Source organism: Virgibacillus sp. MG-45 (assembly GCF_036409425.1).
Classification (GTDB): Bacteria; Bacillota; Bacilli; order Bacillales; family Amphibacillaceae; genus LDC-1.
In genome coordinates, this window is record NZ_JAXOFU010000005.1 from 1 (window position 1) to 15710 (window position 15710).

The 15710-nt window shown below is 37.3% G+C and carries 15 protein-coding genes and 1 other RNA gene; 8 read left to right on the top strand and 8 right to left on the bottom strand.

Annotation, left to right across the window (positions count from 1 at the left end; genetic code table 11):
• Nucleotides 1-96: 96 nt before the first annotated feature.
• Together SPK86_RS06755 and recU are read right to left on the bottom strand one after the other, a co-directional pair.
• Nucleotides 97-2718 (bottom strand): PBP1A family penicillin-binding protein, encoded by a 2622-nt coding sequence (locus tag SPK86_RS06755; protein WP_284140112.1) that lies wholly within the window; start codon nucleotides 2716-2718, stop codon nucleotides 97-99.
• A 50-nt stretch (nucleotides 2719-2768) separates the two neighbouring features.
• A complete protein-coding gene (recU, locus tag SPK86_RS06760) occupies nucleotides 2769-3356 on the bottom strand; it encodes a Holliday junction resolvase RecU (protein WP_284140111.1) in 588 nt (195 codons plus the stop codon).
• Nucleotides 3357-3464: 108 nt separating this feature from the next.
• Between recU and SPK86_RS06765 the strand changes: the two genes are divergently transcribed.
• Entirely contained in the window at nucleotides 3465-4421 is a 957-nt protein-coding gene (locus SPK86_RS06765; protein WP_284140110.1) for a DUF2515 family protein, read from the top strand.
• Nucleotides 4422-4457: 36 nt separating this feature from the next.
• On the opposite strand, the gene SPK86_RS15170 is transcribed toward SPK86_RS06765, so the two are convergent.
• A complete protein-coding gene (locus SPK86_RS15170; RefSeq protein WP_443089763.1) occupies nucleotides 4458-4565 on the bottom strand; it encodes an acid-soluble spore protein SspM in 108 nt (35 codons plus the stop codon).
• 459 nt (nucleotides 4566-5024) lie between these two features.
• Between SPK86_RS15170 and SPK86_RS06770 the strand changes: the two genes are divergently transcribed.
• From SPK86_RS06770 to rnpB, 4 genes are all read left to right on the top strand, one after another.
• Nucleotides 5025-5384 carry a DUF1798 family protein gene (locus tag SPK86_RS06770; protein WP_284140109.1) on the top strand — a complete coding sequence of 120 codons (360 nt, stop codon included), beginning with the start codon at nucleotides 5025-5027 and terminating at the stop codon, nucleotides 5382-5384.
• 74 nt (nucleotides 5385-5458) lie between these two features.
• Nucleotides 5459-5860 (top strand): cytidine deaminase, encoded by a 402-nt coding sequence (locus SPK86_RS06775; RefSeq protein ID WP_284140108.1) that lies wholly within the window; start codon nucleotides 5459-5461, stop codon nucleotides 5858-5860.
• 147 nt (nucleotides 5861-6007) lie between these two features.
• Nucleotides 6008-6316, top strand: coding sequence for a cell division regulator GpsB (gpsB, locus tag SPK86_RS06780; RefSeq protein WP_284140107.1), 309 nt, complete (start codon nucleotides 6008-6010; stop codon nucleotides 6314-6316).
• A gap of 66 nt (nucleotides 6317-6382) precedes the next feature.
• Nucleotides 6383-6765, top strand: an RNA gene (gene rnpB / locus SPK86_RS06785) — RNase P RNA component class B.
• Between the two features lie 206 nt (nucleotides 6766-6971).
• Here the strand turns inward: rnpB and SPK86_RS06790 are convergent.
• Both SPK86_RS06790 and SPK86_RS06795 read right to left on the bottom strand, forming a co-directional pair.
• Nucleotides 6972-7709 carry an alpha/beta fold hydrolase gene (locus tag SPK86_RS06790; protein ID WP_284140106.1) on the bottom strand — a complete coding sequence of 246 codons (738 nt, stop codon included), beginning with the start codon at nucleotides 7707-7709 and terminating at the stop codon, nucleotides 6972-6974.
• Between the two features lie 46 nt (nucleotides 7710-7755).
• Nucleotides 7756-8712, bottom strand: coding sequence for an acetamidase/formamidase family protein (locus tag SPK86_RS06795; RefSeq protein WP_284140105.1), 957 nt, complete (start codon nucleotides 8710-8712; stop codon nucleotides 7756-7758).
• A 224-nt stretch (nucleotides 8713-8936) separates the two neighbouring features.
• Between SPK86_RS06795 and SPK86_RS06800 the strand changes: the two genes are divergently transcribed.
• The 3 genes from SPK86_RS06800 (at nucleotide 8937) to SPK86_RS06810 (ending at nucleotide 12779) form a co-directional block, all read left to right on the top strand.
• The gene (locus SPK86_RS06800) at nucleotides 8937-9992 is read left to right on the top strand and encodes a helix-turn-helix domain-containing protein (protein WP_284140104.1); all 1056 of its coding nucleotides are present in this window, start codon (nucleotides 8937-8939) and stop codon (nucleotides 9990-9992) included.
• A gap of 137 nt (nucleotides 9993-10129) precedes the next feature.
• On the top strand, nucleotides 10130-11260 hold the full coding sequence (locus tag SPK86_RS06805; protein WP_284140103.1) for a THUMP domain-containing class I SAM-dependent RNA methyltransferase: 1131 nt from the start codon (nucleotides 10130-10132) through the stop codon (nucleotides 11258-11260).
• Nucleotides 11261-11279: 19 nt separating this feature from the next.
• Nucleotides 11280-12779 carry a carboxypeptidase M32 gene (locus SPK86_RS06810; protein WP_284140102.1) on the top strand — a complete coding sequence of 500 codons (1500 nt, stop codon included), beginning with the start codon at nucleotides 11280-11282 and terminating at the stop codon, nucleotides 12777-12779.
• A 380-nt stretch (nucleotides 12780-13159) separates the two neighbouring features.
• On the opposite strand, the gene SPK86_RS06815 is transcribed toward SPK86_RS06810, so the two are convergent.
• Genes SPK86_RS06815 through SPK86_RS06825 form a run of 3 tightly spaced genes read right to left on the bottom strand, consistent with a single transcriptional unit; the run spans nucleotide 13160 to nucleotide 15518 of the window.
• Nucleotides 13160-14845: a b(o/a)3-type cytochrome-c oxidase subunit 1 gene (locus SPK86_RS06815; protein WP_284140101.1), complete on the bottom strand. Its 1686-nt coding sequence runs from the start codon at nucleotides 14843-14845 to the stop codon at nucleotides 13160-13162.
• Nucleotides 14845-15348, bottom strand: a complete 504-nt coding sequence (locus SPK86_RS06820) for a cytochrome c oxidase subunit II (protein ID WP_284140100.1) — start codon at nucleotides 15346-15348, stop codon at nucleotides 14845-14847. The genes SPK86_RS06815 and SPK86_RS06820 overlap by 1 nt, the downstream gene beginning before the upstream one ends.
• 26 nt (nucleotides 15349-15374) lie before the next feature.
• The gene (locus SPK86_RS06825) at nucleotides 15375-15518 is read right to left on the bottom strand and encodes a cytochrome c oxidase subunit 2A (protein WP_284140099.1); all 144 of its coding nucleotides are present in this window, start codon (nucleotides 15516-15518) and stop codon (nucleotides 15375-15377) included.
• Nucleotides 15519-15710: the final 192 nt, after the last annotated feature.

Consider the following 15710-nt stretch of genomic DNA (forward strand, 5'->3'; position numbering starts at 1 on the left):
CAAACCAGCCAATTATCTGCTTAATAATTTAGTCTAACTTTATGGGTTCAGTACATACACATTCATGTGAGCCACTTTTTTTATTTGTTATTGTCTTTATTCTGACTCTTGTTCTGCGGGTACAGTTATTTCTGTAGAAGCAGGTTGGCCTCTTTTTCCTTCATTCGCACCGTTCCTGCCAATTGGCGTAACCGTGATCGTATAGGTTTGCCCAGCCTGTGCCTTTTCAATAATGACGCCATTAGATTGGACAATTTGTTTCTGATTGTTCACGATTACTTCAAATTGAGCAGGGGGGCCATTATATTGCCAGCTGACATCAATCTCTTTATTCTCATTATAGGTAGCAGCTAAAGCTTGAACTGCACCAATATTTCCTGCTTCGTTTTCTTCTTCCTCATCTGGAATTTCTTCTTCTTCCTCAGCTTCAGGCACCTTTACCTTTGTTGACTTTGCTTCACTCTTATTCGCGCTATCATCCTTACTTACGGCAATAACTTGAATTTGATATTCTGCTCCTGGTTCAACTTCGGTAATTTCGATTGTGCGTTCTTCTGTTGATGATAGCTCCTGCATCGAACCACCATTTACACTTGCACTGACATTAAAAACAATATCCTCATCGACATCATGGTTCCAGGTTACTTGGATGGAATTAGAGTCTTCATTGTACGCTGCTTTTAGTTTACTTACTGGATCGATCCTATCATATTTATCAGATTTCTTCTTCGGTTCCGTTCCTTTTACAAACAACTCCGTCACGATTTGTGATTTAGGTGTATATTTACTCGGAAGTGCTGCTGGATTTGAACCTTTTTCAACTGCTACACGAACAACGGAATCGGGCTTTTTAAAATCTCCGGAATCTTTTCCTTTGGATATTTCAGCCATTGTTTCTTTAAATAACTGATTCGCGACAACAGTGTTTTTCTTTGATACATCCTCTTCATATCCAGTCCAAACAGAGACAGTGTAATCCGTTGTATACCCTGTAAACCAAATATCCTTATCATCATTTGTTGTTCCTGTCTTTCCAGCGACATGTAACCCAGGAACATTTGCAGATCTCCCAGTACCTTCTTTGACCACTGTTTTCAGCATATCAGTAATCATATATGCGGTATAGTCAGACATAGCAGCTTTAGGATCAGGGCTTAATTCAACTGTGCGTCCATCAGGGAACTCAACTTTTGTCACTGTGTATGGATCATTGTATATTCCTTCATTACCAAATGCTCGGAAAGCACCCGCCATTTGTAATGGATTAACGTTCGTTTCTGCACCACCAATTGCATCCGTTAAATTGATCTTATCATCTTTAAACGGAATTCCTAGACCTTTGGCGAACTCCATTGCGTTTTTAGCGCCAACTTCTTCAAAGGTTTTCACAGCTGGAACGTTTAGTGACCATTGCATCGCATAACGCGCACTCATCCAGCCTTGATATTTCAAGTTCCAGTTCTTAATTGTTTTATTCGTACCTGCGATCGGATATGGTTTATCATCGTTGAGCTGATGATATGTGGACCATTTTTTATATTCAATAGCAGGTCCGTAATCAAGAATAGGCTTAAAGGTCGACCCAGGCTGCTTTCCACCTTGAATAGCATAGTTCCATTCATCTGTACCTTTACTATTTCTTCTACCACCAACAGCACGAACAGCACCATTTTTTGTATCAAGTACGACTAAACCAGCTTGAAGCTTGTCATCTCCATTATAAGCGATAGGGTTGTTTTCACTGTCGGTTAATAGTGATTCTACATGCTTTTGCGCGTCAGGATCTAAGGTCGTATAAATTTTAAGTCCATCAGTATATATATTGGCATCAAGCTTTTCCTTTACTTCTTTATCAACTGCTTGAATGAATGCTTCGTATGGTGTTGAATCAGGACGATCGCCAGCAAGTAAAGAGGGGATATCCACTTGACTTGCCTCATCGGCTTCGGCCTGTGTTATCTTTCCATGTCTTACCATTAGCTTTAATACCGTATTCATTCTTTCCTTCATTAAATCAGGATTCTCATATGGATTATATGCACTTGGACGTTGGGGAAGACCCGCTAAAATGGCGGCTTCTGGCAAGGTTAATTCATGCAAATCAGTTTTACCGAAATAAACCTCCGATGCCTTCGCAACTCCCCAAGCATTACTTCCGTAGAAAATTTTATTCAAATACATTTCTAAAATTTGTTCTTTAGAATATTCACGTTCTAATTTTAATGCTAACCACATTTCTTGCACTTTCAATTTTATTTTCTTTTCTGGGGTGAGGAAGGATTTTTCTACAACCTGTTGCGTTATTGTACTAGCACCTTCTGCACCAAACCCACGTTTAACGTTAGCGACAACCGCACCACCAATTCGTTTTAAATCGATTCCGCTATGGTCGAAAAAACGAGAGTCTTCCGTTGCCGTTACTGCATCAATAAGAACCTTCGGTAAATCATCAAATTCAACCTTTGTTCGTTTTTCTGAACCAAAATCACCAATCAAGTTTTCGTCCTGATCATATATCTTCGTAGAAAAAGGGTCCGATAGTTTCGATGCATCAATTTCTGGTGCTGTGGCAATATAATATGTAAATAACACGCCAACACCTAGTCCAATTGCGATTAGTAATACAAAGAGAACACGCATTATTTTTTTCCAAAATGGTTTCTTTTTTGATTTTTTTTGTTTTCTTCGTGCAATACGAGATTGGCTATTATCCGCCATTTTGCTTACCTCCAATGAAATGAACTACATTTCCTGTATTAGTCTCTAAATTAAAAGTAAAGTTGTTCAACGATTTCTAAATAGTTTACTCGCGCTTTAAAATCGAATGGAATAGGATAGCCATCCTGAACAATTGCTGCATATGGAATCGACTTTTTACCATCATTTAAATGCGCCTGCCAATAACGCAATAATTTGGTTGCTGGTAATAAAAATGTCTCATCCCTTACAGTGAAGCGTAGGATCATAAAACAAATTCCACCATGCTCGACGACTGCTTCCATATGCGAGATTTGATGCGAATGAATATTCGCTAATGGAAATGCGGTTTTATTTCTAGTTTCTTTTGCTTCAAAATCAATATATTTATTCCGATATATTCCATTATAATCCGTTGTTGATGCTTGTTTAAAATAGGCCTCCGTTATTACCGCGGCACTTCGTTTAGGATAATTTACTTTTACGATTTGTACTGGTGTCGGTTTTTTATGGATAACCGCTTTATTTATCTCTAAATAATACGTATTCGTTATATTAATATCTTCCTCCAATGTCATGCCTCGTTTTCCATATCCATGCTGCAGCTTAGGCTGTATATTGGATGATCCACTGCTCTTTTTCCCATTCGGATAATTCATTTTATGTCCTCCTATTGTATTACAGTATCATATCAAAAATAGAACAGAATGATAACTATAAACAAATAAAAGTACCGATATTTTCATAAATAAAGGTAGGTAGTGCGAATGGAAATGAAATGGAATGATGTCAACTATATTCATTATATAACAAATAAGACCGAATTATATAATATGGACAATATTTCCCGTACAAAGGCATATCAAAACCTGTACTTTCAGCTTCCCGAATTAAAATGGGCATTTGTTGCAAGTATTGTATCAAGAAATGCTGGCTGGAACATGACTGATCTATATTTAAAGCCCTTTAAAAGTATGTTAAGTAATAAAGAGCGCGTACGATTATTCATGACTTACGAACGAGCAAACTGGCTTATATTCTCGGATGCATATCCCCAACTAGAAATTTATCGAATATCGAAAGAAATCCAGAAACCAATGTTTCATTTACTTAACCATTTCAAGGTTTCTAAATTTATGGAAAGGGAGTGGAATTATTTTTGGCAATATAAAGACAGAGATCGGTTACTTATTGCATTAATTATTAATGAACAAAATGTTATTCATCATCCAATTGTTAAACAACCCTTTTATAAGCACCATGTGTTTTTATCAATGCCATACTTGATGCAAAACTTTTTTTGGATGAACGCAGTTTTACTACCGACATTCGATACCAGAATTTATGGTGCAAATGTCCATGGTTTTACGAAGCTACAAAATCGTATTAGCTTAGGGAAAAAACTTGCCTCGATCATCTTTCATCCTGACGTGTATGATGATCTTGTTTTGTTTACGAAGCAAACAGAACATACTGGATCAAGAAAAGACTATGAAAGAAATATAGGTATATCCTTGCCAACAGCTCCAATGTTACGGGCGATTTATCCAGTAGTTGATCATCAAGATATTATTCGTAAGGATTGGTTTACATTAGAGGGTATAAAAGCATCTTGGCTTTTACCAAAACGTACCAAGATTGATTCTTCTATTGGAAATACTTTTTATAAAAAAAGGCATCTTCTATGGAGCTATATGCATCTAAAAACACTGTGGGACAAATAAAGGGATTTGCTCGATGCAAATCCCTTTAAATTAACGCTACGTAGAAGGACGATTCGGTCCTTTTAGCTTTTTATTCCCTTTTTCTAAGGCTTTATACGTTGTTTCCTTCTCTTTAGAGGTCACTTTATTTTTCTGCGTATTCATCCTTATCCCTCCTTCGCCTTAGTTTGTCTAAATGAGAAGAAAACATAACGATTTTTTCTATTTTTGTTTGATTTATTCTAGTTTTGTCGAAGTTGAAGGACTTTAGCGATTGTTAACGAATTTAAATTTATGTAGGAAAGTAAACTAGATGGGGTGAATAAAATGAGTTTAGCCATGTACAAAGAGAGTCACAGATATATCCAAGGAATGCCAAAGCATGACACCGATCATTTTTTTCTACGTATGAACGAGCAAATTGGAAGGATTGATTCCAGAATAACTATGCGAATAGATGAAGAGGTTACAGTCCAATACCATAACCTGTCCAATGAAATAAGCTGTGTTAGAATTTTAATTCCAAAACAAAATCCCGCGATTAAATAACTCAAATAGGATGTGTTTTGCTGTCATCCATGATACAGTTACATTGTATATTTTCTATATAAAGGATGGGACAGCATGGAGTTAATGATTCAAACAACCGAGCTTCTTAAGCATATAGACCAGTTGAAAGATAACTATGAGCATAATGATCCTCCTCAAAATCAGAAAGACAAGGATTTTTTCCATTATGTAAAAGAGGCGACATTACCTGTCTACAACCTTATAGATGATTGGGAAAGTAACGCACTCACATTCTTAAAAACAAAGCAATCAAATGTTCATCCACAACAAATTATGTCTACTAGAGATAATTTGGAATTACTATTAATGCATAGCTATTATATAGATGTACGACGCAAAAGGTATATGGAACTATACCAGTCTATTTGTTATGTACTTGATAATCTTGTTCAAGATATTGAAGTTAATGACTAAATTGTGAAAGTGCTTTACTTTTCCTAAGTTATCTCTTATAATTACCTTCCACTACCAATAGGGGGGAAGTACATATGGCAAAAGAACAATTGATAGAGCACGCGATAACGATGATGAATAGTGCTTATGTTCCTTATTCTAAATTTCCCGTTGGGGCCGCATTATTAACAAAATCAGGAAAGGTGTACACAGGATGCAATATTGAAAATGCAGCTTATCCAGTAACTTGTTGTGCAGAAAGAGTTGCCATTTTCAAAGCAATTGCAGATGGTGAACGTGACTTTCAGGAAATGGCTGTTGCAGCAGATACTAAGCGCCCTGTACCACCTTGTGGCTCTTGCCGTCAAGTGATGAGCGAGTTTTTCGATAGCGACATGCCGATTTATTTGACAAATCTTCATAAGGATACAAAAACCATTCATATGGAGGAATTGCTACCTTTTTCTTTTCAGCCCACTGACTTAACAGAAAAATAAAGCTAAATAAAAAATGGAAGCTGATTTTTCAGCTTCTTATTTTAATGGTATACTGTAAAAAAGACATAAAAAACAGTTATTCTAATAAGATAATATGAGCAACCAAATATGGTAAAATTACTAATGAACAAGATGAGGTGAGGTTGTATGACACAAAACCGTATGCAAATGAATACAAAGGAAATATTAGAAAAAGATTTTAAAATTTCTATGAGGGGCTATAACCAAGAAGAAGTGGACGAGTTCCTTGATAAAATCATCCAAGACTATGAAGCATTCCAACAGGAAATTGATAAGCTGAAGCAAGAAAATGAGCATTTACGAAAAAATGCAGAAGGAACTAGAACACGTGCTGCTGCAACATCTGGACATCAAGTCAATTATGACATTCTTAAACGTTTATCCAATTTAGAAAAAGCAGTTTTCGGTAAAAAATTTGCTAATGCAGATCAGTAGACATACCAAATTCTTCTAGTGAAATTTTCCCAATCTCATGGTATACTATTTTTACTTTAAAATTGAATACTCACGTAATCGCTGCATGCTATTAGCATGTAGAGGAAAGTCCATGCTCACACAAACTGAGATGTTTGTAGTGTTCGTGCTTGACGAAATCATAAGTCAAGGTAGCTTTCATAAGCTAACGGCAGTGGATCCTCCTAAGTCCGTTTGGATATGGAGTAGTACACTTGAAAGTGCCACAGTGACGAAGCTGAGTTGGAAACAATTCAGGTGGAACGAGGTAAACCCCGCGAGTGAGCAACCCAAATAATGGTAGGGGCACTCTTGAGTAGGGAATCCAACCGAAAAAGAGCCAGGCTATTGCCTGTAGATAGATGATTACGACCTGCGTACGAGGCTGACCACCGTATGAGTACAAATGGTACAGAACATGGCTTACCGAGTATTCAATGGTCCCATGAACGAAGACAACCTTTTTTGTCGGCATAATGCCAACGAAAAAGGTTTTTTGTTGGAGAGATATACGATCGGATACGATGAATAATTAAGGCTTGAATTACATGTTAATTGTCGAGATAAAATTTTCACCACACCAAGAAAGCACTTTTTCAAAAAGAATACCCCTCGAAGGGGCGATTGACAGCAATCATCATTTTTTCGCATCACAATCTTTCATAAATGATTCGATAGCTTGTATAAATGTATCCAAAGTAGGTTCATAAATATTATGATCCGATTCATTGAATACGATTAAACTTGCTTGAGGCATTTTATCTAAATATTTTTCTCCTGCTTCTGCAGATAACGCTGCTCCTTTTTTTCCAGCACGAATAATAAGGGCGGGGCATACAATGGTCGATAACGCATCCCAAAGGATAACTTGAGATGATTCTTTTTGTATTCCTTGTAATGCTGTATAACGCATTCTTTGAGAAAGTGATTTTCCTCTCCAAGGCGGTAAAGATGAGAAAAACTCTACCCACCCTTGTGGGAGTTGTGTATGAATAGCGGGGTAGTCCCCGATGATAAATCCTTTCACTATCTCCTTGTTTTCTAATACGTATTTAATTGCGTATGACACGCTTCTAGAGTAGCCAAATAATATAAAGTCTTTTAGCACTAGATGATTAACAACCGCTTCAATATCATGCTTATGATCATCCAGACTGTATCCAGCTTCTGGAGTGTCGCTTTTGCCACGGCCTCTAAGTGTGATAGTAATACAGTGTCTAGGGGAAAGCTTTTCCATTACGGAAATATAATCTTCTGCTGACTCCGAAAGGCCAGGAATAATTACCAACGGAGTCTGTTTCGTTATATTAGCATTTATTTCAATAAAGTGTATTTTAATACCATTATTATTAATCCAACTTTCATTATAAATCATACTAATCCCACCTTATCTAGTAATGAACATATGGCGTTGTCTTCCATCATCTTAAAGCATGGAAAGGAAGAAATGCATGAACACCTTTGATCAAATTTACAACTTGCGTTATTCGCAAATCAACTACCATCGTAGCGTATGCATAAGCCTCAGTTCGTGAAATCTTATATAAAGACGACATGAAATCCAGCATCTCACTTAAAGCTATCCACATAGCTTCTTCAAGATTTTCATGAAACCCCATTGTCAGCCATCCAGTACTCGTTTTAGCTCTAGGCATTTTAATCGGCATATCTTCTCTTACTGAAAGGGTTAAACTAACTTTTTCCATTGGACATTCAAGGGCGGGACCACTAACTTCTCCATCACCTTGAACAGCATGACCGTCTCCTGTGGAGAAAAGAGCACCGTCAACAGGGATTGGTAAAAATAGTGTACTCCCAGCCTGTAATTCTTTACAATCCAGATTTCCTCCAGATGGCCGCGGAGGGAGGGTGGAATGGTTCCCTATTTCCGATGGAGGCATTCCCATAATCCCCATGAAAGGCTTTAAACCTACACTATAATTGAAATTACCGAATTGACTTTTTCCGACCATTTTTTCCGTATCTAGTTCAAAGTCTAATAAAACTTCTTTTTTTCTGACCATCCCCATTTTCTCATTCCAATAGCTTGGGAATCCTCCTGCTGATGTCCACCCCCATGTCCCAGGGATTACTTCATTAATCTTTATTTCCAACGTTTGTCCGGCTTTGGCTTGTTTGATAAAGACGGGACCAATTAATGCGTGTCCGAATCCATCCGGGTATCGACTCGGATTTATTTCAGTGAATTTCCTTCTTGCTTCCCCCATAGCAGAGCGTCTCTCCGCTCCCCATGCGGCATCTAATGTTCGAAATATGACAGTATCTCCTGTATTAATTTCTAGAGCGGGCTCTAATTCATTACTGAAAAAGCCGTGAAGTGCATTTGCATCAGGTTTTAAATAATGAAGTTCAGACATTTCACACCACCTTTCCATCGTAATATTAAACTATAATTAAATCACTTTTATTACTTTATAAAGTAATTTAAATTACTTTAAATGTCAACTCTTTTCACGTAATAGAGTGATAATATTTACCTCATAATGTTTGCTTTTCTTGATATCCACACTATAACTAATTATATTGCTTTTAAAAGTAATTTTATTTACTATTTATTATAAAGGAGTAAGGAGGCAGAAAAATGAAATCTTCCTTTAAATTAAATACGCATTTATTGAAAAGAAAAGTTCCTAACTTAACGGTTGCTGCTAAACGTGCGGGGCTACGGCCAGCTACCGTTTCAAATCTGACGACTGGCAAGATACCAATTAGCCGAGCTGAGGTTAAAACTTTAGTCGCATTATCCCAAATAGCAGATTGTACATTGGATGAATTAATCATAATAGAAGACGAAACAGAAAAAATAGAAACAGGAATCAAGACAATAGATTTGTTTGCTCCTTTAGTTCGAGGTGGAACTGCTGGACTTGTCGCTCGTCAAGATATGGGACAATTAGTTTTACTTGGTGAGCTTTTTTATCGGATGAGAAAGTTACATTTCTACACAATACTTTTTATGCCGAACACGAATATTCAAGGCTTAAATGATGTGATAAAGAACGCAGATTATTTTAGTTCAACCACGAATGACACGTTTAAAAAACTAAATGAAATAAACCTAAATCAAGATTTCATTATAGGCGTTGATAGATCCATGGTAGTATCCGGTGATTTAACTAATTTAAAGGAACGAATAAGGAAAGAGACGGATCGATCAATTACTTTTGTTATTGTCGATATCACTGGGCAATCTGTAGACGATGATATACCATTCGGTCCATTAGAGTCTTATTGGTCTTTTGATATAGACTTAGTAACAAGGAGAATGTATCCAGGAATTAATCCGATATCTTCAACATCTTCTTTAATAGAAAGTGAATATTTGGATGCTGATCATTTAAGTGTTGTACGCCCAGCCAAAAAATTGCTTCGACGATACAGGGAATTAACGTTTATCGTAAATACTTTTGGCTTTAACAAATTGATCGAAAGAGATCAAGAAGTTTATACCCGTGGATTACGGTTGGAAGCTTTCCTTACGCAACCATTTTATATCGCCGAAGAAGTCACGGCTAAAGCAGGGGAATGGGTTAGCTTGCAAGAAACGGTAAAAGCTGTTCAATCCATACTAGATGGAAAAACCGATAACACGAAAGTAGAAGACTTAATGTATATCGGCGCATTGAATCCTAAATAAGTATTGCAGGAATTTTTTAAAGCACTTCAATTTCTTGGTTATATAAGTGCTCTACACTTTTGGTTCTTATCTTCCATCTTGATGTGGTAAACTGATACTAATACATTTTTGATTTAAAGATGAAAGGAAATTTTGATATGCAGGTTACTTTAATTGCAACAGCAGCTATGGGCTTAGAAAGCGTCGTAGCAAATGAAATAAAAGCACTTGGATATGAAACACAGGTAGAGAATGGGAAGGTAATTTTCGAGGCACCAATTGAGGCAATTCCACGCTGTAATTTATGGCTACGGACTGCTGACCGAATAAAATTATTAGTAGGACAGTTTGAAGTAAAAACGTTTGATGCATTATTCGAAGCAACAAAGGCACTTCCATGGGAAAACTATATTAGTGAGGATGGATCATTTCCTGTTTCCGGAAAATCAGTTAAATCCACGCTTTTTAGTGTGTCTGACTGTCAAGCGATTGTCAAAAAAGCAGTAGCAGAACGATTAAAGCTTAAATACGGGCTCGCAAGCATGCTTCCTGAAACCGGTGCGCTTTATAAAATAGAAGTGGCAATTCATAAAGATATTGCGTCATTAACTATTGATACTTCTGGTGTTGGTCTACATAAAAGAGGATATCGTGTTGGACAAGGAGAAGCACCATTAAAAGAAACGATGGCAGCTGCTTTGTTGCTTTTAACGAATTGGAAGCCAGACTTTCCATTAATTGATCCGTTTTGCGGCTCTGGCACGATTCCAATAGAGGCGGCGCTAATCGGGCAAAATATTGCTCCAGGCTTTAATCGCGCATTTGCTTCAGAAAATTGGTATTGGATCAAACAGAAATTATGGGATCAAGCGTTTGAAGAAGCAGAAGACGCTGCCAATTATGATCAACCGCTGCAAATCCTTGGAACGGATATTGATCATAAAATGATTCAAATCGCTCAAGAAAACAGCCGTGAAGCAGGTTTAGCTGATTTAATTTCATGGAAACAAATGCAAGTCAAAGATCTGACCATTAAGGATGAGGTAGGATATCTTATCGGAAATCCACCATATGGTCAGCGAATTGGAAATAAAAAAGCAGTGGAACAAATATATCACGATCTCGGACAAGTGATGAGCAAGCATCCTGGATGGAGTGTATACATTTTGACTGCATATGAGCAATTTGAAAAACAGTTTGGGAAAACAGCTACAAAAAAACGGAAACTATTTAACGGGTTTATCCGAACAGATTATTATCAATATTTCGGGAAGAGAGCATCAAAATAAAAGACGCGGAGGGGATTCGATGGATTCAGTTCAAAAAATGGAAAAGGATTTTCAAGCATTGCTTCAGGAACAAAGTGCGTACCAAGAAGCAATCGGATTAATTCATTGGGATTTACGAACTAAAATCCCTAAGAATGGGGTAGCGCAACGATCAGAGGTTGTTGGATTTTTAGCAGAAAAACTCCACGAATTAGAAACATCTGAAAAAATGAAGTATTTTATTGACGGGTTAGAAACAACTACCGATAATAACGTATTGCAAAAGGCGATTACTGTTTGTAAAGAAACATATGAAAAAAATCGTAAAATTCCTACGGAAATGCTTAAAGAATACGTGATGCTTCAATCTAAATCAGAAGCAGCCTGGCAAAAGGCAAGAGAAAAAGCCGATTTTGCTTTGTTTCAACCATACTTGGAAAAGCTTGTTGATTATAATAAAGAATTCGCAAACTTATGGGGTTATCAAGACAATATTTATGATGCCTTATTAGATAATTACGAACCAGGTGTGACAGTAAAAACGTTAGATGACGTTTTTCCTAAAGTCAGAAATTCATTGAGTCTCCTTGTGGAAAAGATAAGCCAAAGCACTGTAAAGCCTGATTCTAGCTTGTTACAGACGCATTTTCCTCAGGATAAGCAAAAAGCGTTTGCTATCGAAATTTTACAACGAATGGGTTACAACTTTGATTCTGGACGATTGGATGAGACGATTCATCCTTTTGCTATCTCCCTTAATGCAAATGATGTTCGAATCACGACAAGATATGATGAACAGGATTTTAGAATGGCAGTTTTTGGTACCATTCATGAAGGTGGGCACGCCTTATATGAACAGAATATTGATCCAAAGCTCTATCAGACCCCTTTAGCTACTGGAACTTCCATGGGCATTCATGAATCACAATCACTATTTTGGGAAAATTTTGTTGGTCGAAGCAAATCATTTTGGGAAAGCCATTATGATTTATTTAAACAACATGCGCCAGCTTATTTCCAAACCATTGCCTTTGAAGACTTTTACCAAGCTGTAAATGAAGTTAAGCCATCTCTTATTCGAATTGAAGCTGATGAGTTAACCTATTCGTTACACATCATGATACGTTATGAATTAGAAAAAGCACTAATAAATAGTGAGATTTCCGTAAAAGATTTGCCACACCTTTGGAACGAAAAAATGAAAGATTATTTAGGAGTTGAACCACCTTCAGATCGAGAGGGGCTTTTACAAGATATTCATTGGGCAGGGGGAGACTTTGGCTACTTTCCGTCCTATGCATTAGGGTATATGTATGCTGCACAATTCAACCATGTTATGCAGCAGGAATTAGATGTAGAAGGAATCATCAAAACTGGTGAATTCAAGCCACTGACAAATTGGATGGCTACTCATATTCATCAGTTCGGAAAAGCGAAAAAGCCATTAGAAATTATTCAGGATGTTACAAATGAAAAGTTGAACCCAAATTATCTCATTGAATATTTAACAAAGAAATATCAAGCAATATATCAATTTTAAAAGTTCAAAAGCGTAAAGCGCCGCTTAAAAACAGAGAGATTGGAGCTACGTAACTGAGATAAAGGAATCACGGCGAGGAACGAGTCGCTGATGACTTATCGGAGGGCGCGAAGCGAAATCTAGGCGTTTTTGGCGCTTGAAGCTAGACAATCAAAAGCGTAAAGCGCCGCTTAAAAACGGAGAGATTGGAGCTGCGTAACTGAGAAGGAATCACGGCGAGGAACGAGTCGATGATGACTTATCGGAGGGAACGACGCGAAACTTTCTAGTTTTTAGCGCTTGGAGCTTGATGTGGCTGTTGTTCCATCAAAGCTTTCCACCTCGTAGGAAATTTTATAATTACCGAGATAAATTAAAAAACAGGGGAGAACCCCTGTTTTTTAATTATTTCCGATTGGCCATGCAAATGGCGGTGATCCTGGTGGTGAATTTTGAATAATATCGACAAATGGAATGGAATATGCGAATAGGATTAAAGCAATTGTAATCCCAATCCAAAGCTTCCAATTGTCAAACCACATTGGTGTAGGCTCTGCATCAGCTTCTTCTTCTGCAACTGGAAATTCCTCGATCCCTTTCGGTGCAAAGAAGGTCAAGTGGATAAAAATATACATCATTAGAATGATCCCGATAAATAGAATGGAACCACCAATTGCTTGCGCTAATTGATAACCAATCCATTCCTGAGCTTGTGCGGTTCCTCCATATTCAGAAAACGCAGATCTCCTTGGTCCACCAAGTAAACCTTGGATATGCATTGCAACAGACATAATCGTCATTCCAACCGCCCAAATGATTGTTTGGATCATGCCAAGCTTATTTATTTTTGCAGTTAGCTTTCTACCTGTTAAATGAGGGATAAGCCAGTACGTTACCCCAAAAAACGTGAGTACAACAGTGGTAGCAACGGTTAAATGAAAGTGACCTGTAACCCAAATCGTATTATGAACAACACCATTTACTTGGTGTGATGCATTTATAATACCGCCCGCTCCGCCTGGAATAAATGCGAGCATCCCAACAAAAGGAGCGAAGAATCGAACATCCTTCCATGGCAAATGCCGGAACCAGCCAAACAATCCTTTATGGCCCTTTTTACGTCCGGTTATTTCAAACGTCGCAAAGAGAGAGAAAGCAGTCATCAAGCTAGGAACGATTACCATAAAGGTTAATACGACCTGAATAAATTTCCAAGTAGGATCAATTCCAGGCTCTGTTAGCTGATGGTGAAAGCCTACAGGAATCGAAAAGAATAAAAATAATACAAATGACATCCGTGCAAGCGAATCACTGAAGATTTTACCACCGATAATTTTAGGGATAATTGCATACCAAGCCATATATGCTGGCAATAGCCAAAAATACACTAGTGGGTGACCAAAATACCAAAATAGTGTTCTACTTACTAATACATTAATCGTTTCTGCATACCCTAGCGACCATGGAATGAATTGAACGAGCACCGCAGTTGCTACACCTAGCGATGCAATAAACCACATCACCATATTAATAACGACCATGAATGCTAACAGGGGTGATTTTTCACCAGGGTGCTGCTTTTTCCAAACGTAAAGCTGTCGCCAATTTACAAAACCAGCAATCCAGCTTCCTACAATAACAAGTGCTAAACCAATATAAAATGCCGGATGTGCCTTAAGGGGTGCATAAAATGTATATAGCACACTTGCTTTTCCTAATAGAATGGTAATTGCGGTCATGATTGTACCGATAACCATTACCCAAAGACTAATCCATGCGGCTTTCCGTTGTTTGAACGAAATACCTACTGTTTTTCCCATTAAAGAGAATTGAAATCCGATAATAAAATAGGTTGTAAGAACGAGTCCAAGAATAACACCATGTACAGTAAGTATTTGATAGTATCCAATTCCCCAAGGTAATGTAAATGATCCAGATCGAACGAGCGTTTGAAGCAAGCCCATTAATCCACCAACAAAAAGGGCGATAAATGCTACATAAATAAAAGACATGTATAAACGTGATTCTGCTTTTGTAATAGGCAAGCGTTCCGGTTCATGAACAGGTACTATTTTTTCTAACGCCATTATTCATACACCTCCACAGTGGCATACATCATATGATGACCAACACCACAATATTCGTTACATACGACCGTATATTCACCAGGCTTATTCATTACCGCTTCATAGCTACTAATATAACCAGGTTCCACCATCATATTAACGTTCGTACCAGCTACATTAAAGCCATGCACAACATCCTTTGTCGTTAACTGAAATAATACGGTTGACCCTTTAGGAATGCGAATGGTTCTAACCGCTGTGCCATTTTCATCCTTCCCAAGATCATAATTAAAAGCAGAGGCAACAATATTTACAATATAGCGATTATCATCCACTTTTGTTAATCCGAGATTTTCAGGTTTAAACGCCTCATAAGCTTCCACATTGTTTGGATCAATTGTCACACCATGACTTTGTGGATGTGTTCCTTTCCAAAAGGCTCCATAACCAAGTACACATAAAAAGACAACCAATGAACTAATTCCAAAGATAAGCCAAATTTTTTCATATTTATGCAAATGCATGATGTCTCACTCCCCTTTATCGTTTTTTATCGCGATATAAATAGTGCATAAACGCCAAACCAACTAACGATGAGAAAACTTCCTAGTAATAAGACGGAAATAAGTGTTCCCTTTAAACTAGGACTTTCCTGTTCGTCGCTTGAATGCATTTTTTTATTCGTTTGATCCATCCTTCCCAACTCCTTTGCAAAAGAATTAATTGCTATTTTCATCATACATAAATTGTTAACACAATTTAACAGATTCTCCGTCATTTCACAATTTGTTCAATAACATCCAAAGCCTTTATTCTATTGGTTTTACTAACTGTTTGGTTAATAAAGTTTGTGAAATAATTGTGACCAAAACAAGCATAAAATACC

What these genes read in the sequence shown, in the direction of transcription:
- SPK86_RS06755 (WP_284140112.1), bottom strand. Translation starts at nt 2,718, where the DNA reads ATGGCGGATAATAGCCAATCTCGTATTGCACGAAGAAAACAAAAAAAA.
- recU (WP_284140111.1), bottom strand. Translation starts at nt 3,356, where the DNA reads ATGAATTATCCGAATGGGAAAAAGAGCAGTGGATCATCCAATATACAG.
- SPK86_RS06765 (WP_284140110.1), top strand. Translation starts at nt 3,465, where the DNA reads ATGGAAATGAAATGGAATGATGTCAACTATATTCATTATATAACAAAT.
- SPK86_RS15170 (WP_443089763.1), bottom strand. Translation starts at nt 4,565, where the DNA reads ATGAATACGCAGAAAAATAAAGTGACCTCTAAAGAGAAGGAAACAACG.
- SPK86_RS06770 (WP_284140109.1), top strand. Translation starts at nt 5,025, where the DNA reads ATGGAGTTAATGATTCAAACAACCGAGCTTCTTAAGCATATAGACCAG.
- SPK86_RS06775 (WP_284140108.1), top strand. Translation starts at nt 5,459, where the DNA reads ATGGCAAAAGAACAATTGATAGAGCACGCGATAACGATGATGAATAGT.
- gpsB (WP_284140107.1), top strand. Translation starts at nt 6,008, where the DNA reads ATGACACAAAACCGTATGCAAATGAATACAAAGGAAATATTAGAAAAA.
- SPK86_RS06790 (WP_284140106.1), bottom strand. Translation starts at nt 7,709, where the DNA reads ATGATTTATAATGAAAGTTGGATTAATAATAATGGTATTAAAATACAC.
- SPK86_RS06795 (WP_284140105.1), bottom strand. Translation starts at nt 8,712, where the DNA reads ATGTCTGAACTTCATTATTTAAAACCTGATGCAAATGCACTTCACGGC.
- SPK86_RS06800 (WP_284140104.1), top strand. Translation starts at nt 8,937, where the DNA reads ATGAAATCTTCCTTTAAATTAAATACGCATTTATTGAAAAGAAAAGTT.
- SPK86_RS06805 (WP_284140103.1), top strand. Translation starts at nt 10,130, where the DNA reads ATGCAGGTTACTTTAATTGCAACAGCAGCTATGGGCTTAGAAAGCGTC.
- SPK86_RS06810 (WP_284140102.1), top strand. Translation starts at nt 11,280, where the DNA reads ATGGATTCAGTTCAAAAAATGGAAAAGGATTTTCAAGCATTGCTTCAG.
- SPK86_RS06815 (WP_284140101.1), bottom strand. Translation starts at nt 14,845, where the DNA reads ATGGCGTTAGAAAAAATAGTACCTGTTCATGAACCGGAACGCTTGCCT.
- SPK86_RS06820 (WP_284140100.1), bottom strand. Translation starts at nt 15,348, where the DNA reads ATGCATTTGCATAAATATGAAAAAATTTGGCTTATCTTTGGAATTAGT.
- SPK86_RS06825 (WP_284140099.1), bottom strand. Translation starts at nt 15,518, where the DNA reads ATGGATCAAACGAATAAAAAAATGCATTCAAGCGACGAACAGGAAAGT.